The sequence below is a fragment of the Microbacterium sp. NPDC090281 genome, from assembly GCF_044769635.1.
GTDB lineage: Bacteria > Actinomycetota > Actinomycetes > Actinomycetales > Microbacteriaceae > Microbacterium.
Genome location: NZ_JBIVYH010000002.1, coordinates 203,536 through 221,271 on the forward strand (window position 1 = coordinate 203,536; position 17,736 = coordinate 221,271).

Consider the following 17,736-nt stretch of genomic DNA (forward strand, 5'->3'; position numbering starts at 1 on the left):
TTAATGTCGAATATGCTCGGAGCCTGCCGGGTTGTCAAGATCAATCCCGAAGCCCGGCATGACGATCCGGCTCGACGACGAACCGGAAGGAGAGAGGCCACCGTGATCCAGTCGATCGACCGCGCGGCGAAGATCCTCGAACTGCTCCAGGGAGCACGCCACCTCGGCATCACCGACCTCGCCGCAGCGCTCAGCCTGCCGCCGTCGACCGTGCACGGGATCGTGAAGTCGCTGCGCTCGCACGGACTCGTCGCGAAGGAACGCGGGGGGCAGCGCTACATGCTCGGCCCGACCCTGCTGCGCCTGAGCAACGTGTACCTCGACACGCTCGACGTACGCGCGAGGGCGATGCGGTGGACGCAGGAGCTCGCCCGCCGCACCAACCTCTCCGTGCGTCTGGGCGCCCCGCACTTCACGGACGTGCTCGTGATCCACCACAACCTGCGGCCGGACGACAGTCAGCAGATGCTGGAGACCGGCGTCGCGATCCCCGCGCATGCCTCAGCGATGGGCAAGGTGCTGCTCGCCTATGACCTCGGCTTCCAGCAACGCGTCTTCGAGCAGCCGTTGCGCAGTCTCACCGGCGACACGATGATCGACACCGCCCGGCTCACCCTCGAGCTCCCGGCGATCGCCGAGCGTGGAACCGCCGGCGAGTTCGACGAAGCGGTGCTCGGTGAATCCTCGATCGCCGCCCCCATCGCCGACGCGTCGAACGACATCGTCGCCGCGGTCGCCGTCGTGATGCCGACCTCGCAGACACCGGCCTCCGATGCGATCTTCAATGCCCTGCGCGAGACCGCCCGAAACATCTCGCGAGAACTCGGCTCCACCACGTGGCCGCCGCGCGTCGCGCCCGCAGAGGACTGAGGCCCTCGGGCCGAGTCCGACCCGCGGTCAGCCGCGCAACGCGAGGGCGAAGGGCAAGACCTGGGTCGCCCCGGCCTGACGGAGCACGCGGGCAGCGACCGTCATCGTCCACCGGCTGTCGACCAGGTCGTCGACGAGAAGCACCGGCCCCGGCGGCATGTCGAGGTGCTGAGCGCTGAAGCGATCCCAGAGCCCGGCCAGACGGAAGACACTGTTGCCACCCGGTTGACCCGTCGGCCCGCCTCCGATCGCTTCGAGTGCGCCGAGGTACGGCAGGCGCCCGACGTCGGCGAGGCCGCGCGCGAGGGAGTCGACCAGCAGCGGGTGCGAACGCGAGGGCATGGCCACCACGGCCACCGGCCTCTCATCCCATCCCCATCCGGCGAGCACCCTGATGCAGGCCTGGAGCAGCTGCGGCGTCACGACCACGTCCGACGCACCGGCGGCGAACAGCTCGCGCAGCGCCCCACCCCAGCCCAGGTCGGTGAGGCGCGCCAGCGCACGTCCCTCGCCCGCCTGCTCGTCGGCGGGGATGCGGCCCTTCACCGGTACGTCGAGCCGATCCGCGCCGGTCGGCCAGGCACGCCGAGGCTCGATCGGAATGCCGACGCGGTCGAGCGACTGGGCAGCCTGCGTGCTCGCGGACTCCCCGATCTCCCGCGGGAACCATCCGCCCGCGCAGTTGTCGCATCTCCCGCAGGGCGCAGCCGTGTCGTCGTCGAGAGAACGCTGCAGGAACTCCATCCGACATCCGTCGGTCTGCTCGTACTCGATCATGTGCTGCTGCTCGGCGAGACGTTCGGCGGCGATGCGCTCGTAGCGCTCGGCGTCGTAGGTCCACGGCTCACCGGTCGCGACCCATCCGCCCTGCACCCGCCGCACGGCACCATCGACGTCGAGCACTTTGAGTAGCAGTTCGAGCGGCGTGCGGCGGATGTCGACCATCGCCTCGAGCGCCGGTGTCGAGATGGGTGCATCGCCGAGCGCGCCGATCACCCGCTCCGCCCGTTCACGATCCGGCATCGAGGCCGTCGCGAAGTAGTGCCAGATGTCTCGATCTTCGACGCCCGGGAGCAGCAGCACGTCGGCGCTCTCGCTGGCGCGACCGGCACGACCGACCTGCTGGTAGTACGCCACGGGCGACGAGGGCGCGCCCAGGTGCAGCACGAACCCCAGGTCGGGCTTGTCGAACCCCATGCCCAGCGCGCTCGTGGCGACGAGGGCCTTCACCTCGTTGCGCTTGAGCATCCCCTCCGACTCGGTGCGCTCCTCGGTATCGGTCTGCCCGGTGTACGCGCGCACGTCGTGACCGTGGTCGCGCAGCAGCCGGGCCGTGTCAACGGCGGCAGCGACCGTCAGCGTGTAGATGATGCCGGAGCCCGGCAGGTCGTCGATGTGGCTCAGGAGCCACGCGAGGCGACTCGCCGAATCGCGTAGGCGCAGCACGCCGAGTCGCAGCGAGGTGCGCGCCAGCGGTCCGCGGATCGTGAGCACCGGCTCCGCTTCCGCCTCACCGGCCGCGTCGCCATCGGACTGGAGGCTGCCCAGCTGTTCGGCGACATCGGCCACGACACGGCTGTTGGCGGTCGCGGTGGTCGCGAGCACCGGCACGTCGGCCGGCATCTGCGCGATCAGGTCTCGCAGCCGCCGATAGTCGGGACGGAAATCATGCCCCCAGTCGCTGATGCAGTGCGCTTCGTCGACCACGAGCATGCCGATCCGACGCACGAGGGCCGGCAGCTGCTGCTCACGGAAGGCGGGATTGTTGAGGCGCTCCGGCGAGACCAGCAGCACATCGACCTCGTCGCGATCGAGCTGCCCGAGCACGTCGGACCACTCGTGCGCATTGGTGGAGTTGATCGCGACCGCACGCACCCCTGCCCGTTCGGCCGCGGCGATCTGATCGCGCATGAGTGCCAACAGCGGTGACACGAGCACGGTCGGCCCCGCTCCCTGTCTCCTCAGCAGCAGAGTCGCGACGAAGTACACCGCCGACTTGCCCCAGCCGGTGCGCTGCACGACGAGCGCGCGGCGGCGCCCTTCGACCAGCGCCTCGATCGCCTCGTACTGCCCGTCGTGGAAGTCGGCGTCTGGGCGTCCGACGAGCTCGCGCAGCGCCGCTCGCGCGGCCTCACGGGTATCGGCGGGGGCTGCGGAAGTCATGCCCCCACTCTGCCCCACACCGCCGACACGGCGATGCCCTCTTCCCCAGGTTCGTCAGCCCCGCGGCGAGTCCCGTCGTCTAGCGTGAGGGGATGATCACGCGTGAGCTGGCCGTCACCCTGCGAGACGCCGGATTGGCGTGGCACCCGGCCGAGGGCGACCGGTTCCAGCTCGATCTGCCTGAGGAGGTGGAGCTCGAAGCGGAGGCCGAGACCTTCACTGTCAGCGAGATGACGATCGAGGCCCGCCAGACACCGAGCGGAACCGACCTGGCGTTCAACGGGACCACCGAGTGGGCGCTCGACGCGGTGACCCTCGCTGACGCGGTGTGGCTGCCGCGCGAGGACCAGTTGCGCGACCTTCTGCGGGGGACCTTCCGGGCCCTGAAGCGACTGGACGACACCTTCCGCGTCGAGATCGAAATCGCGGGAGCCCCTCTCGCCTTCGAGCATCCGGACCCCTCTGAGGCGTATGGCCGCGCGCTCCTGGAGCTGATCTCCCGCTCGCACTGAGCGTCGTCTTGAAGACGTTCCTCTTCTGTGTCAGAATTACCTAACGATCGGTCAGTAAACATGACCTGATATCGAGGAGTCGATGATGACCAGTCCTGCAGATCTGTCCCTCGTGGGCGAGCTCTCCGATGAGGAACGCCTCTTCGACGAGCTCATCGCCAACGAGCAGCGCATCGAACCGCGCGACTGGATGCCCGACGCGTACCGCAAGACCCTCGTCCGGCAGATCTCCCAGCACGCGCACTCCGAGATCATCGGCATGCAGCCAGAAGGCAACTGGATCACGCGCGCACCAAGCCTCAAGCGCAAGGCGATCCTGATGGCGAAGGTGCAGGACGAAGCCGGGCACGGCCTCTACCTCTACTCCGCCGCGCAGACGCTCGGTACCACCCGCGACGAGATGATGGACCAGCTCATCAGCGGCAAGGCCAAGTACTCCTCGATCTTCAACTACCCCACCCCCACCTGGGCCGACATGGGCGCGATCGGCTGGCTCGTCGACGGTGCGGCGATCGTCAACCAGGTGCCGCTGTGCCGCGCGTCGTACGGACCATACGGGCGCGCGATGGTGCGCGTGTGCAAGGAGGAATCCTTCCACCAGCGGCAGGGGTTCGAGATCCTGCTCGCCCTGATGCAGGGCACCGAGGAACAGCGTCAGATGGCGCAGGATGCCGTGAACCGCTGGTACTGGCCGAGCCTGGCGATGTTCGGGCCGCCCGACGACCAGTCGCCCAACTCTGCGCAGTCGATGAAGTGGAAGATCAAGCGCTTCTCGAACGACGACCTGCGTCAGCGCTTCGTCGGCATGCTCGTGCCCCAGGCCGAGATCCTCGGCATCACGCTCCCAGACCCCGAGCTGCGCCTCGACGAGAAGACCGGGCAGTACGTGATCGGCGAGATCGACTGGGACGAGTTCTTCGAGGTACTGCGCGGCAACGGCCCCTGCAACGCCGAGCGGCTCGAGCGTCGACGCACCGCACACGAAGAAGGTGCCTGGGTGCGCGAGGCTGCGGCGGAATACGCCCGCAAGCAGTCCCTCAAGACGAAGGCGGTGGCCTGATGGCGACGCCCGGCGCAGATGAGCGCGAACCCTGGCCGCTGTGGGAGGTCTTCGTCCGCGCGAATCGCGGGCTCAGCCACGTGCACGTCGGGTCGCTCCACGCACCGGATGCCGAGATGGCGATCCGCAACGCCCGTGATCTCTATACGCGCCGGGGCGAGGGTGTCTCGATCTGGGTCGCTCCGGCCGATGCCATCACCACGAGCGACCCCGACGCAAAAGGCGCGTACTTCGAGAGCCCGGCCGGCAAGAACTACCGCCACGCCGTCTACTACACGGCCTCCGAGGGGGTGCCGCACCTGTGAGCGCAGGACATGACGACCTCGACATCCACGGTGACGTCTCGGTCGACCAACTCCGCCTCTCGCAGGAGCTCTCGGGCACGGGCGCAGTCGCCGCGTCGGCCGACATCGCCGAATACGCGCTGCGCCTCGGCGACGACGCGCTCATCCTCTCGCAGCAGCTGGGTGCCTGGATATCCAACGCCCCGGAGCTTGAGGAGGACGTGGCGCTGGGCAACATCGCCCTCGATCTCCTCGGCCACGCGCGCTCGTTCCTTCACTACGCAGGCTCTTTCGACGGCCGCAGCGAAGACGACCTCGCCTTCTTCCGCGACGAACCCGAGTTCCGCTGCGCCTGGATCGTGCAGCAGCCCAACGGCGACTTCGCTCAGACCATCGCGCGACAGTTCGTGGTCGCCACGTACATGTTCGAGCTGTACGCCGCCCTGCGCGGCAGCAGCGATGAGACCTTCGCCGCGATCGCCGAGAAGTCGCTCAAAGAGGTCGACTACCACCGCGATCATGCGGTGCAGTGGATCCTGCGTCTGGCCGGTGGCACGGAGGAGTCTCGCGGTCGGATCATCCGCGCCGTCGGCGACGTATGGCCCTACGTCGACGAGCTGTTCCGCGACGACGACCTGATCGAGCGGCTCGGCGACGCGGCAGTGCGGCCGTCGAGTCTGCGCGAAGGTTTCGACGGCGTGGTGACCATGGTCTTCCTCGAAGCCGAGTTGACGGTTCCGGCGGTCGCCGCCTCTTCGGCCGGCGGTCGACGTGGCGCCCACGCGTCGCCCCTCGGCCACATCCTCGCGGAGATGCAGGTGCTCGCTCGAAGGCATCCGGGGGCGTCATGGTGACGCTCACTCCGACGCAGGCAGCCTGGCGCATCGCCGCGTCCGTACCCGATCCCGAGGTGCCCGTGCTCACGATCGAAGACCTCGGCGTGCTCCGTGCGGTCGAGGTCGACGGCTCGCGTGTCCATGTCGACATAACCCCGACGTACAGCGGCTGCCCCGCTATGGACACCATCCGCGACGACGTGATCCTCGCCCTCACCGCCGCCGGATACGACGAGGTCGAGGTGCGCCTGGTCCTCTCCCCCGCGTGGACGACGGACTGGATGTCGGAGGCCGGAAAGACCAAGCTCACGAAGTACGGCATCGCACCGCCCTCCGGCCGCGCGGCTCTGTCGACCGGTCCGATCCGACTGATGCTGAGTGTGCGCTGCCCCCGCTGCGGCTCCCTCGACACCCGCGAGGTCTCCCACTTCGGTTCGACCTCGTGCAAAGCACTGTTCGAGTGCCGCGCCTGTCTCGAGCCCTTCGACCACTTCAAGGTGCATTGATATGTCGCTGTTCACCTCTGCGCCCGCGCCCAGACCTCGTGCGATGGAACCGCGCACTGTCGCACCCCGCAAGCGCGCCCGCTTCCACACACTCGTGGTCGAAGACGTGCGCCCGCTGACCGACGACTCGGTCGAAGTCACCTTCACGGTGCCGGCCGCCCTCACCGACGAGTACGACCACCTCCCCGGCCAGTACGTCGCCCTGCGTACGACCCTCGATGGGGTCGAGGTGCGACGCTCGTATTCGCTGTGCCGCGCGCCGGAGCATCGAGACGACGGGCAGGACACTCGTTTGAGCGTCGCCGTGAAGCGCGACGAGGGCGGACTCTTCTCCACCTGGGCGCAGACCGGACTCCACGCGGGTTTCGAGATCGACGTGATGAGTCCGCAGGGCACGTTCACCTCGGCGCTCGACGACCTCGACCACCGCCACGTGGTCGGAATCGCCGCGGGCTCCGGCATCACGCCGCTGATGGCGCTCGCCCACACCATCCTGACCCGTTCGGGCACGTCACGATTCACTCTGCTCTACACGAACCGGGCGACGCTCGACGTGATGTTCCTGGAGGATCTCGCCGACCTCAAGGACCGGTATCCGACGCGACTCGTGCTGCACCACGTGCTGTCGCGTGAGCAGCGGGCGGCTCCGGTGCTGTCCGGGCGGATCGACGAAGAGAAGCTGCGCACGATCCTCGGCACGCTGATCCCGCCATCGACCGTGGACGAGTGGTTCCTGTGCGGACCTCTCTCGCTCGTCGACCTCTGTCGCGAGGTGCTGGCAGACGTGGGCGTCGACCGTTCCCACATCCGCTTCGAGCTGTTCACGACGGGTGACGAGCCGGTGCGTGCCGCGCGGCCGGTGCAAGTGCGCGCCGGCGAGAAGACCGTACGCATCGAGGTCACCCTCGACGGTGTCTCCTCGACCGTGGAGAGCCCGGTCGATGCGCACGAGTCGGTACTCAACGCGGCCTTGCGTGTGCGCCCCGATGCCCCGTTCGCGTGCGCTGGAGGCGTCTGCGGCACCTGCCGGGCACGGGTTCTGGAGGGCAGCGTGACCATGACCGAGAACTACGCCCTGGAACCCGACGAACTCGAGCGCGGGTTCGTGCTCACCTGCCAGTCCCATCCGACCAGCGACCGTGTGGTCGTGGACTACGACGTCTGACCAGGAGCCTTCATGATCGACCTCACCATCGCTGACGGCGTCGCCACGATCGTGCTGAACGCGCCCGCGAAGCTGAATGCCCTCGACGAGCAGGCGCTCGCGGAACTGGACGCGGCATATGTCGAGGCGGAGGCTGCGGGCGTACGGGCGCTCGTGCTCCGCGGAGAGGGGCGCGCTTTCTGCGCCGGGCGCGACATCTCCGGCGTCGACCCCCGGGACGACGACGTGCTCGGCTACCTGGGCAGCCGGGTCACTCCGCTGCTGCAGCGGATGTCGCGCTTCCCCGCGCCGACGTTCGCGGTCGCGCACGGCGCCTGTCTCGGTGTGGGCCTCGGACTGCTGATCGCGACCGATGTCGTGTACGTTGCGGAGTCGGCGAAGGTCGGCTCCCCGTTCGCGGCGCTCGGCGCGACGCTCGACTCCGGCGGTCACGCGCTCTTCCTCGACAGACTCGGCGCGCACAAGACGCTCGACCTGATCTACACGGGGCGGCTCATGAGCGGCTCGGAGGCTGTGGCCTCGGGCCTGTTCTCGCGCGTGTTCCCGGATGACGAGGTCGTGCAGGCGACGGCGGATGCCGCTGCGGCTGCCGCCCGCGGAGCCACGGCGGCGTTCCTCGCGAGCAAGGAACTCATCGCCCGCATCCGCGACGAGCGGCTCACGCTGTGGGATGCGGTCGGCATCGAGAACGCGGCACAGGCCGCGCTGTGCGACACCGACGACTACCGCGAAGGGTTCGCCGCGTTCCAGGAGAAGCGCAAGCCGGAGTTCCGCGGGCGCTGAGACCGCTCGCGCGCGGAGGCCGCTCGCCTCATCAGGCATTCGCGCCGCATCAGGCGACTCGGACAGCAAAAGCCTGATCCCGGGCCCCAGCCTGTTGACGAGCCCTGTCCGGCGTCGGTGGCCGATGCGACAATACCGAGATGATGCTCTCCGAGGTCGTCAACACGACAGAAGCGGTCTCCGCCACGTCGTCTCGGCTCGCGAAAGTCGACGCTCTGGCGCGACTGCTGGCGCGATCGGAGCCGGACGAGCTCGCGTCGCTCGTGGGACTCCTGCTCGCGTCCCCTCGCCAAGGCAGGTTGGGCGTCGGGTGGCGCGGCCTCACGGCCATCGAGATCGCCCACGCCGACGATCCGACGCTGACCGTGAGTGCTGTCGACGCGTCTCTCGAGGCCCTCGCCGCGACCGCCGGCTCCGGCTCCGCGTCCGCCCGCAGCAGCATCCTCGGCGGACTCGCCTCTCGTGCCACGGCAGCCGAGTGGGATTTCCTCGTCAGAGCCATGCTCGGCGAGCTGCGCACCGGCGCACTCTCAGGCGTGCTCCTCGACGCCATCGCCCGCGCAGCTGATCGGCCGCCCGCAACCGTCCGACGCGCGGCGATGCTGTCCGGCGATCTGGGCGAGACGGCTCGGGTGGCGCTGACCGGGTCGGAAGGCGATCTCGAGGCCATCGGCCTGCAGGTCGGGCGCCCGGTCCTCCCGATGCTGGCGGCCACGGCTGCAACACCATCCGCCGCGCTCGAGCTCACAGGCAGGGCGTCAGTCGAGTACAAGCTCGACGGCGCTCGCATCCAGGTGCACCGTCATGGAGACGAGGTCGGCGTCTACACGCGGAGCCTGGCCGACATCACGCACCGCGTGCCGGAACTCGTCGAGATCGTGCGCGCGCTTCCCGCGAACGATGTCATCCTCGACGGCGAGACGCTCTCGCTCGACGAAGACGGGGGCCCGCGCCCTTTCCAGGAGACGATGTCGCGGTTCGGCGCCGAGGCCTCACGCGAGCTCGTGCTGAGGCCCTGGTTCTTCGACGTGCTCCACGTGGATGGGCGCGACCTGATCGACGAACCGCTCTCGACCCGGCTCGACGAGCTCGAACGCGTGGCCGGGGCCTGGCGCATCCCCGGGATCGTGACCGACGATGCCGATGCCGCCGAGCAGCTGTCGCGCGATGCCCTCGCCGCCGGGCACGAGGGTGTGGTCGTCAAGGCGATCGACGCACCCTACGCCGCCGGTCGCCGCGGCAAGTCCTGGATCAAGGTCAAGCCCGTCCTCACGTTCGACCTGGTGGTCCTCGGCGCGGAGTGGGGCTCCGGCCGCCGTCGCGGCTGGCTCTCGAACCTGCACCTTGGCGCACGTGATCCCGCTGGCGAGTTCGGCGACCCCGACGGCTACGTCATGGTCGGAAAGACCTTCAAGGGACTCACCGACGAGCTGCTGCGCTGGCAGACCGCGGAGTTCCCCGAGCACGAGTCGCACCGCACGGCATCCACCGTGTTCCTGCGGCCCGAGATCGTCGTGGAGATCGCGATAGACGGCGTGCAGCGCTCACCCCGGTATCCGGGCGGCATCGCGTTGAGATTCGCCCGAGTGAAGGGTTACCGACAGGACAAATCGCCCGCCGAGGCCGACACGATCTCGGCGTTGCGTGCGCTGCTGAGAGGCTGAACCGCCCGATCAGGCGGAGGGCGCGAGCCCCAGATCCTCTTCACGGACGGTGCCCTGGAACGACCACGGGAAGTTGATCCAGAGGTCGGTGTCCTTCCACGCGTAGTCGGGCTGGATGATCGTGGACGGCTTGGTGTAGATGGTGACCGAGCGCACATCGGCACCCTTGTCTTTCAGCAGCTGCACGGCGAGGGCGAGAGTGCGGCCGGAGTCGGCGACGTCGTCGACGAGCAGCACGCGGCGTCCGTCGAGGTACGCCATGTCGAGCTCGGGCGGAAGAACCTCCGGAGCATCGAGCACGGTGCCGATGCCGGTGTAGAACTCGACGTTGATCGCGCCGCAGTTCTTGGCGCCGAGAGCGTACGCGATCGCTCCGGCCGGAAGCAGCCCGCCGCGGGCGATGGCCACGACGACCTCCGGCATGAAGCCGCTGTCGAGGATGTTCCGTGCCAGATCGCGCGTCGCCCCTCCGAAGCCGTCCCAGGTGAGTGTCTCGCGCTCGATCTCTGCATCAGTCATTCAGTCATTCTCCCGCATCCGCCGGCGCTCCTCCCCCGATAGACTGAGCGGGTCCGGCCCGGCCGGTGCCTGAAAAAGAGGCACGAAGCACTTCGCGAAGACGCGGGGGCGAGACACATACGGAAATCGCAGTTCCTCCGTCCCTGTCTCGAAAGGCTTTCGCATGCCCACCGTCTCCGCGCACGTCGCCCTCACACTCGCCCAGCACATCGATGCGGTCTTCGGAGTGATGGGCAACGGCAACGCCTACTTCCTCGACGCGATCGAGACCCAGACGGATGCCGTGTTCACCGCCGTCCGTCACGAGCAGGGTGCCGTGGTCGCCGCCGACGCCCACTTCCGCGCTTCCGGTCGCATCGCCGCCGGTACCTCGACGTACGGTGCGGGCTTCACGAACACCCTGACCGCACTGGCCGAGGCCGTGCAGGCGCGCGTGCCTCTCGTGCTCGTCGTCGGCGACGAGCCCACGTCCGGCCCGCGCCCGTGGGACGTCGACCAGATCGCACTCGCCTCGGCCGTCGGCGCCCGCACCTATACGGTCGGACGCGCCGATGCCGCTGCCACCACGGTCATCGCGATCGAGCACGCCCTCACCTACCGGGTTCCCGTCGTCCTCGCCATCCCATACGACGTCGCTGCACTCGAAGCCGGCGAGGTGCCGGAGGCTCCGTCGCCGCGCATCCCGGCCCCGCTCGCCCCGCGCGGCGAATTCGCCGAGGGGATGCTCGACGAGATCGCCGCTGCGCTGGCCGGAGCCGAGCGTCCCTTCCTGCTCGCCGGTCGAGGCGCCTGGCTGTCGGGTGCGAGTGCCGCTCTGGGCGAGCTCGCGGCCGCGACCGGCGCCCTCACGGCCTCGTCGGCGCTCGGCCGAGGTGTCTTCCCCGATTCGCGATACGACCTCGGCGTCACCGGGGGTTTCGGGGCGGACGGAGCGATGGAGCTCATTCGCACCGCCGACGTCGCCGTTGTCTTCGGCGCCGCCCTGAACCAGTTCACGATGCGGTTCGGTGAGCTCTTCGCTCCGGGAACCCGGGTCTTCCAGATCGACATCGCGCCCGCTGCAAGCCATGCCCACGTCGGCGGGTTCGTGCGCGCCGACGCCCGTCTGGCCGCGGAGGCGCTCGTGGCACGGATCGGGACCGATGCAGCACAGCCCGCATCCGACGCCAGCCCGACGACCCCGTGGCGCGAGAGCGTCGATGTCGCCTCCGCGCGGGCCTACGACGCTGGTGACGATCTCGCCCCCGACGGGCGCCTCGACCCGCGCTCTGCCGCCCGCCGCATCGCCGAGCTGCTGCCGGAGGACCGCGTCGTGGTGTCGGACGGCGGACACTTCATCGGCTGGGCGAACATGTACTGGCCGGTCGCCGCCCCCGACCGCATGATGATGATCGGCACCGCGTTCCAGTCGATCGGACAGGGGTGGCCGAGCGTCGTGGGTGCGGCTCTGGCCCGGCGCGAATCGACCGTGGTGCTCACCTCCGGCGACGGCGGCGGCCTGATGGCGATCGCCGACCTGGAGTCTGCGGTCCGTGCAGCCGGCGGCCGGGGCATGGCCGTGGTCTGGAATGACGCCGCCTACGGAGCCGAGGTCAACCTCTACGGCCTCAAGGGTCTGGCCGAGGGACCGATGCGCATCCCCGAGGTGGACTTCGCCGCGTTCGGCGCAGCTGTAGGCGCGGAGGGCGTGGTGGTGCGCACGCTCGCAGACCTCGACCGTCTGGCGACCTGGGAGAAGGAGGACACGGCATCCCGACGCTTCCTGCTTCTCGATCTGCGCATCTCGGGCGACGTGATCGCGCCATATCAGCAGGAGATCATCCGCGTGAACTCGTGATCTGGCCTATCTGACGCGGTGGTGTCGGCGCGAGCACAGGACCGCACCGACACCATCGCGTCCATTCAGCCGAGGCGACGTCGCCGATGCATCACGACCAGCCCCGCTCCAGCGCGGGCAACAGCACTGTCGCGGTGGTCGTTGAGGCAGTCGCGTCGGTCGGTGCGCGTCCGGACGGATCGGGAGAGTCGGGCTTTGCGACCGCTTCGGGTGCCGGAGCATGTGCGAGTTACTGCAGCGAGTGCTGCGCACAGATCCCGCGGGGCCGCCCGTGTGGGGATTGTGACTAGGGATTTCTTCGTCAGAACGTCAACGACGTGTTCGCCACGCCTCTGATCCCCGCAACTTGTCGAATCGATTGGCGCGCGAGCGTGTCGGGTCCGCGTCGCACACCGGCCAGACTCGTCCCGCAGGTCCACGTGCGAGGGCATCCTTCCGCTGGCTTTGCCCGCGCTACGCTCCTCGTATGGTTCCCGCGAGGTTGTGTTGGATCTGTCGAGACGCGCCCGCCAGTTCCGGTGAGCACAAGTATCCGGCCCAGTACCTTCGACGGATGAGTGTGGACTGGAAGACGATGTCTCACGGGAGCTTCGACGGGACGATCTTTCATACGCAGGGCCCCGGCTCGAACAACTTCAAGCTGCGAGTTCTTTGCGCTCAATGCAACAACGCGCGCACCGCGACGCAAGATCGAGCGGTCGACGCCCTGTTGAAAAACGTCGCAGCAAATGAGGACACCCTGTGGGAATCCAGGCAGCTATCGCTGGAACTCGATGACCACGATGTTCTCGATCTCTACCGGGGACTGCTGAAGCTCGAGTACTCGCGCCACGCGCACTATGGGGTACCCATCCACGACGCTGTCGCCGATTTCGTCGCGGGCGGCTCGGACTGGGGCGGTGCGGCAGCGAGGACGAGAGTCACCTTTCGGGCGGTCGAGAACCTCAAGAATTGGTCGATCTCTTACCCATCGGAATCCGACCTTCGATACTTCGGGCCGTTCCACGTTCAACAGATCAACTTCGGCTGGTTTGCCGTACATTATGTGGCCATCAACAGCGACGACCTACCGGCGTGGCAGGACTGGGATCTTTCGCACGCAACATTGAAGTCTTGCTCATTTACTCGATTCGGGGCCGTAGATCCGTGGTTCTGACCCTCCACCTGCATGCTAGGAGATGCTGTCCGTCGAGAAGCGAGGAACTGCTTTCCACATCCTGTGCGCGCCGAGGTGGGCCAGGGCTAGGTCGTCAGCATCTCCGAGCGGCGCCCTCACGTTGCTTGCGACACGCAAGCTGTTCGTCCACCCTGATCTATGTGTGTCGGCGATAGCTTGATCTCGTGCATGTCGTCGACCGCCTAGTCACCACTCAATCCTTCGGCCATAGCGGGGAGTACGCGCCTGAAGCAGCAGACGCGAGCCCTGAGTACTACCTTCCGCTGGCATCGTTGAAGGACCGGACTGCAAGCCTGGTGCTTGGCGAACCAGGTATCGGCAAGTCGACCGCGATGCGTCACCTCTTCGAACAGTGGAGCGCAGATGGTTACTCGATTGAGCTGCTGAACCTTCGCGAATGCACTTCGGCACGCAACGTGGAGATCGCTTTCGAAACGCTCGACACGATTGAGGATGCACGGCTGCTCCTTCTGGACAGCGTCGACGAGGCGCCGACGCTCATCAACAACTTTGTGCCCTTTCTCCGGAAGAAGCTCACGGGCCTGACAAATGCAGGCTGGCGAGTGATTGCCACCTGCCGCACCGCTGAGTCTGTCGTAGCGTTGCACGATCTCTTCGACGAGCTGGAAGAAGGCGCATCACACGTTCTTCTGCCGCTAAGTCGGAGTGACGTCGAAGCCGTTGCGCATTCGATGGGCATCGAGGCCCAGACGTTCACGTCCCAACTCGCGAGCCGGAGACTCGATTCGCTTGCGGCAGTGCCGTTCACCTTGCACTTACTTTGTGAGATCTACCTCGAGGACGGGTCGTTCCCTGACTCTCGGGCGGACCTTTTTGACCGCGCGATCCATCTCTCACTTGGACACAACTCCGTGGCAGGCTACACGCCGCCGGCTCCGAGCACGGCTAACCCCTTGCTGCAGCTAGCCACGGCAGAGCGTCTCGCGGGTTTCGCCACTTTCGCTGGCACCACCGACTTCGCCTTGTACCTGGCGGGGACTCCGTCCGAAGCTACCCAGACAGAGCTGCTAGTCGGAATGAGCCCCGTCGCTAACCGCTCCGTAAACATTGAGAACACCGACTTCCAGGATGTCTTGAGGACTTCCTTGTTCGCGTCGAGCGGAACGAGCCAGAGCCGTTTCGCGCATCGCCGTCTCCAAGACTTTCTCGCTGCACGGTTCTTGATCCACCATGAGATTTCGCGGTCCCGCCTGGAATCGATCCTCATCGTTCCCGATGGCGAGGTGATTCCGCCGCAGATGGCCGACGTGGCTACTTGGTTGGTGGCGCTCGACGGAGACGCTTTTCGCTGGCTTGTCGAACTCGACCCAATCAGTCTCGTACGCAACAAGATCGCACTGGACGTTCCTGAACTTGCTGGCTTCCTAGTCGAGCTCCTTCTAGATAGGGCAGAGACGGTCGAGAGGGCAATCACTTGGCGAGATGAGCTCTCCGGTCTCGAGCACCCCGACCTGCAGCGTCAGCTCCAGTCGAGATTGCGCACCAGCGACGAGATCGAACGAATCGTCTCATTGCGGATTCTTCGCGACTCGTATGTTCCTGGCTTGGAGGATGAGCTCGCTGCAATCGTCTCCGACCGTTCGTCGACGCCGAGGGAGCGCGAGCTGTCGGCAAGTGTGATCCTGCGTCAGCGACTAGCCAGACACCTGGATCGATCTGACATTGTGACGAGCGACTACTTTGCGAATGACCGCAGCGGGGAGCTACGCGGCCTTGTGATGCGTGCGCTCTGGCCCGAAGAGATGACACCGCTGCTACTCACGGAGTTGTTGTGGCGACCGCAGGAACATGTTCTGGGCAGTTACTCGATGTTTCTCTCGAGCCTGAGCGACTCGCTCACAGACGAGTACGCTGCGGCAATCTTGTCCTGGGCGTCGACTGCTGACGCGTTGGATACCCGATGGTGGTCCGGGCGGGGCAGCCTACGCCAGCTTGTGCAAAGCGCCATGGCTACTCGCCTCAAGACGATCACGGGCGACGGCGATGTTCCAGCTGACGTAGCGGCAGCGCTACACGCGCAACTCACCGCAGGACATCGTAGGCTCCCGATCCGTCGCGACGAGATGGGGAGCGAAGCCCGCCGCGCCCTCATTCGATCTCTAGGTCCCCTATTTGCCGATGACCGGATTGGCTGGTTCCGACTTCAGGGGGCCGGGTTCTCTGACGGGTCTTCACTCGTTGAGCGCGACGACTTGAAATGGGTGCTCAGCGTGGCTCAGGGAGCCTCGGGAGCGCAGCGCATGTTCTGGGTAGAACTCGTCGACCGGTTCCTGGACTCTGAACGACCCGAAGACATGGAGTTGATCTGGGGCACGCGCGATACGTCGCTTTGGACTCACTTCCGGTATCGATTCGACCCGATCCGACTTGACTCCGAGCACGCGGCCAAGGCCCGCGAGCAATTCCACGCGTATCACGAGGAGGCATCCGCCACAGATCAAGTAGAGGCCGAAGGAATGAACGCCGATGACTACACGGCGGGCATTCGGGAGAGGTTGGGAGAGTCGCGCGACGACACAACACGATTCTGGGACCTCGCCCGCTGGCTGGACGTAGACCTAGAGCATGCGCAGTTTCGGTATGAGTTCACGCCTGACCTCCTATCTACGAACGCCTCGCAACACCTGGACGCCACAACCAGAACCGAAGTCTGTGCGCTAGCCGCTGAGTTCCTAAGGAATTCGCACGTCGCCGGACTTTCCGAGGTATCACCAAGCGAGTACAGCTTTGTCGCCGTAGCCGCGTATCAGGCGCTGCATACCCTGCTACGACATGACGAAACGTTGCTGAACAACCTGATTGGCAATGACTGGGCACGTCTGAACACCCCGATACTCGAGTTCCCACAAACTGGAGCGGAACCGGAAGTAAGAGAACAGTTGTTACAGCGATCCTTTTCAAGCAATCCCGGAGCGCTTCGGGGCGCAGTTCACGAACATCTTCGACGTGTCAGCCGGGGAGCCAGCCTCAGCAACTATCTGACCGGGCTCACGCCCTACATCGACGATTCGATGGAAACGGAGATCCGGATTGGGATTCGGAACAGACAAGAATCCCGACGAGAGCTGGCGAGCATGTACCTCGAGCATGACGAGGACGGCGCGCTTCTATGGATGCGCCGGCGAGTACGAATCTCATCTTCCGCCGCTGAGCTGGCCACCATCCTCGAAGTGACCCTGCGAGTGAACCCCATCGAAGGCATCCGCTTCATAGAGTCGCTGCTGAACGACCGCGCCGACGTTGCGAAGGTGACCCTGCCGCTGTTCGCGCAGGCAGAGCGCCTAGAGTCTGCGACCGCCTCGGGGATAGATGTCCAGACGCGCGCCAGGTTATACGTCGGGGTTGCGGCTCTGTTCCCTCCAGGGGAATCATGGCCATCTGGAGTCCACCCCATCACCCCACAACAGGATCTTGCCGAGTGGAGAGACGAGTTGCTCACGGGCATAGTGCGAGACGGGACCCGAGACAGCTTGGCGGCCGCATCGGCAATCGCAGGCCAAGTTCCGGGTGCAGTCACCAGCTACGCGTTTATCCGTGCTCGCGAGGCATATCGCCTCGCCGGGTGGTTCCCACTCGCAGTCTCAGAACTTCACTCGCTACTCGAGCGCACGGACACGCGCTTGGTACGGAGCTCCCGCGATGCGAAGCTCATCGTGATGGATGCGCTGACAGAGATTGAGGAATGGTTGCGCGGTGAGACCCCCCAAGCATTCGCGCTATGGAATCTGGGGACGGACCTGGCAAACCCGAAGGACGAAAACCACATCTCCGACTGGTACTGCCACGGGTTGCGCTTGCTGCTCGCCCGCAGCGGGCTCGTCATCAACCGCGAGGTTGAGGTAGTCAATCGCACAGGTCGAGGAGTCGGAAAGCGTAACGACCTCCGAGTCGAAGTGCGCGACCCTGACAGCGGCCACGCGTACATTGTCGTCGTCGAAGTGAAGGGAATCTGGAACTCGGAAGTCAAGACGAGTCTGCGAGCTCAACTCGCAGACGACTATTTGGCGCAAGCAGGTCTCACGCACGGTGTGTACCTGGTGGTGATGTTCCCTCCCAGTCAGATCACCGTAGAGGCACGTGCCGTCGCCGCGCGCAGGCGGTCGAAAGGGCTACGCAGTCACCTCGACTCCGAAGCGGCTTCGCTTGGCCCGACCCTCGACATATCCGCGGTCTACCATGACGCAAGCTTGCCAAGTTGAACCGCACGCCTGTCCCATCGTTTGCGCTCTAGCGGTCGAACCTTGCACTAACCCGCGAGCCCAGCCCCACGGAGCGATGATGCGTTACCGGGTCGTCACATCCGGAGCCTGCGCAGGAAGCAAATCAGTCACCGGCACCT

14 protein-coding genes are annotated in these 17,736 nt (G+C 66.4%); 12 read left to right on the forward strand and 2 right to left on the reverse strand.

What is annotated here, in order from left to right:
• The first annotated feature begins 102 nt into the window (after positions 1 to 102).
• Positions 103 to 870, forward strand: coding sequence for an IclR family transcriptional regulator (locus ACIQTX_RS15195; RefSeq protein WP_402973545.1), 768 nt, complete (start codon positions 103 to 105; stop codon positions 868 to 870).
• Positions 871 to 897: 27 nt separating this feature from the next.
• On the opposite strand, the gene ACIQTX_RS15200 is transcribed toward ACIQTX_RS15195, so the two are convergent.
• The gene (locus tag ACIQTX_RS15200; RefSeq protein ID WP_402973548.1) at positions 898 to 3,033 is read right to left on the reverse strand and encodes a DEAD/DEAH box helicase; all 2,136 of its coding nucleotides are present in this window, start codon (positions 3,031 to 3,033) and stop codon (positions 898 to 900) included.
• 92 nt (positions 3,034 to 3,125) lie between these two features.
• Between ACIQTX_RS15200 and ACIQTX_RS15205 the strand changes: the two genes are divergently transcribed.
• The 8 genes from ACIQTX_RS15205 (at position 3,126) to ACIQTX_RS15240 (ending at position 9,843) form a co-directional block, all read left to right on the forward strand.
• Entirely contained in the window at positions 3,126 to 3,545 is a 420-nt protein-coding gene (locus ACIQTX_RS15205) for a pilus assembly protein CpaE (RefSeq protein WP_402973551.1), read from the forward strand.
• An 85-nt stretch (positions 3,546 to 3,630) separates the two neighbouring features.
• On the forward strand, positions 3,631 to 4,605 hold the full coding sequence (gene paaA, locus ACIQTX_RS15210; protein WP_028503430.1) for a 1,2-phenylacetyl-CoA epoxidase subunit PaaA: 975 nt from the start codon (positions 3,631 to 3,633) through the stop codon (positions 4,603 to 4,605).
• Positions 4,605 to 4,910 (forward strand): 1,2-phenylacetyl-CoA epoxidase subunit PaaB, encoded by a 306-nt coding sequence (paaB, locus tag ACIQTX_RS15215; RefSeq protein WP_017828375.1) that lies wholly within the window; start codon positions 4,605 to 4,607, stop codon positions 4,908 to 4,910. The genes paaA and paaB overlap by 1 nt, the downstream gene beginning before the upstream one ends.
• Positions 4,907 to 5,743 (forward strand): 1,2-phenylacetyl-CoA epoxidase subunit PaaC, encoded by an 837-nt coding sequence (gene paaC, locus ACIQTX_RS15220; protein ID WP_402973556.1) that lies wholly within the window; start codon positions 4,907 to 4,909, stop codon positions 5,741 to 5,743. The genes paaB and paaC overlap by 4 nt, the downstream gene beginning before the upstream one ends.
• The gene (gene paaD / locus ACIQTX_RS15225; RefSeq protein ID WP_028503428.1) at positions 5,737 to 6,231 is read left to right on the forward strand and encodes a 1,2-phenylacetyl-CoA epoxidase subunit PaaD; all 495 of its coding nucleotides are present in this window, start codon (positions 5,737 to 5,739) and stop codon (positions 6,229 to 6,231) included. The genes paaC and paaD overlap by 7 nt, the downstream gene beginning before the upstream one ends.
• Before the next feature lie 43 nt (positions 6,232 to 6,274).
• Positions 6,275 to 7,396: a 1,2-phenylacetyl-CoA epoxidase subunit PaaE gene (paaE, locus tag ACIQTX_RS15230; RefSeq protein WP_402973559.1), complete on the forward strand. Its 1,122-nt coding sequence runs from the start codon at positions 6,275 to 6,277 to the stop codon at positions 7,394 to 7,396.
• A 12-nt stretch (positions 7,397 to 7,408) separates the two neighbouring features.
• Entirely contained in the window at positions 7,409 to 8,179 is a 771-nt protein-coding gene (locus ACIQTX_RS15235; protein ID WP_402973564.1) for an enoyl-CoA hydratase/isomerase family protein, read from the forward strand.
• A 140-nt stretch (positions 8,180 to 8,319) separates the two neighbouring features.
• Positions 8,320 to 9,843 carry an ATP-dependent DNA ligase gene (locus tag ACIQTX_RS15240; protein WP_402973567.1) on the forward strand — a complete coding sequence of 508 codons (1,524 nt, stop codon included), beginning with the start codon at positions 8,320 to 8,322 and terminating at the stop codon, positions 9,841 to 9,843.
• A gap of 9 nt (positions 9,844 to 9,852) precedes the next feature.
• On the opposite strand, the gene ACIQTX_RS15245 is transcribed toward ACIQTX_RS15240, so the two are convergent.
• Entirely contained in the window at positions 9,853 to 10,362 is a 510-nt protein-coding gene (locus ACIQTX_RS15245; RefSeq protein WP_028503424.1) for a phosphoribosyltransferase, read from the reverse strand.
• A gap of 163 nt (positions 10,363 to 10,525) precedes the next feature.
• On the opposite strand from ACIQTX_RS15245, the gene ACIQTX_RS15250 reads away from it, so the two are divergent.
• From ACIQTX_RS15250 to ACIQTX_RS15260, 3 genes are all read left to right on the forward strand, one after another.
• Positions 10,526 to 12,199 (forward strand): thiamine pyrophosphate-binding protein, encoded by a 1,674-nt coding sequence (locus tag ACIQTX_RS15250; protein WP_402973570.1) that lies wholly within the window; start codon positions 10,526 to 10,528, stop codon positions 12,197 to 12,199.
• 553 nt (positions 12,200 to 12,752) lie between these two features.
• Positions 12,753 to 13,355 (forward strand): hypothetical protein, encoded by a 603-nt coding sequence (locus ACIQTX_RS15255; RefSeq protein WP_402973573.1) that lies wholly within the window; start codon positions 12,753 to 12,755, stop codon positions 13,353 to 13,355.
• Between the two features lie 185 nt (positions 13,356 to 13,540).
• Complete coding sequence (locus ACIQTX_RS15260) at positions 13,541 to 17,596, forward strand: NACHT domain-containing protein (protein ID WP_402973576.1); 4,056 nt, start codon at positions 13,541 to 13,543, stop codon at positions 17,594 to 17,596.
• Positions 17,597 to 17,736 lie beyond the last annotated feature (140 nt).

What these genes read in the sequence shown, in the direction of transcription:
- ACIQTX_RS15240 (WP_402973567.1), top strand. Translation starts at nt 8,320, where the DNA reads ATGATGCTCTCCGAGGTCGTCAACACGACAGAAGCGGTCTCCGCCACG.
- ACIQTX_RS15250 (WP_402973570.1), top strand. Translation starts at nt 10,526, where the DNA reads ATGCCCACCGTCTCCGCGCACGTCGCCCTCACACTCGCCCAGCACATC.
- ACIQTX_RS15235 (WP_402973564.1), top strand. Translation starts at nt 7,409, where the DNA reads ATGATCGACCTCACCATCGCTGACGGCGTCGCCACGATCGTGCTGAAC.
- paaA (WP_028503430.1), top strand. Translation starts at nt 3,631, where the DNA reads ATGACCAGTCCTGCAGATCTGTCCCTCGTGGGCGAGCTCTCCGATGAG.
- paaD (WP_028503428.1), top strand. Translation starts at nt 5,737, where the DNA reads ATGGTGACGCTCACTCCGACGCAGGCAGCCTGGCGCATCGCCGCGTCC.
- paaB (WP_017828375.1), top strand. Translation starts at nt 4,605, where the DNA reads ATGGCGACGCCCGGCGCAGATGAGCGCGAACCCTGGCCGCTGTGGGAG.
- ACIQTX_RS15205 (WP_402973551.1), top strand. Translation starts at nt 3,126, where the DNA reads ATGATCACGCGTGAGCTGGCCGTCACCCTGCGAGACGCCGGATTGGCG.
- ACIQTX_RS15255 (WP_402973573.1), top strand. Translation starts at nt 12,753, where the DNA reads ATGAGTGTGGACTGGAAGACGATGTCTCACGGGAGCTTCGACGGGACG.
- ACIQTX_RS15245 (WP_028503424.1), bottom strand. Translation starts at nt 10,362, where the DNA reads ATGACTGATGCAGAGATCGAGCGCGAGACACTCACCTGGGACGGCTTC.
- ACIQTX_RS15200 (WP_402973548.1), bottom strand. Translation starts at nt 3,033, where the DNA reads ATGACTTCCGCAGCCCCCGCCGATACCCGTGAGGCCGCGCGAGCGGCG.
- paaE (WP_402973559.1), top strand. Translation starts at nt 6,275, where the DNA reads ATGGAACCGCGCACTGTCGCACCCCGCAAGCGCGCCCGCTTCCACACA.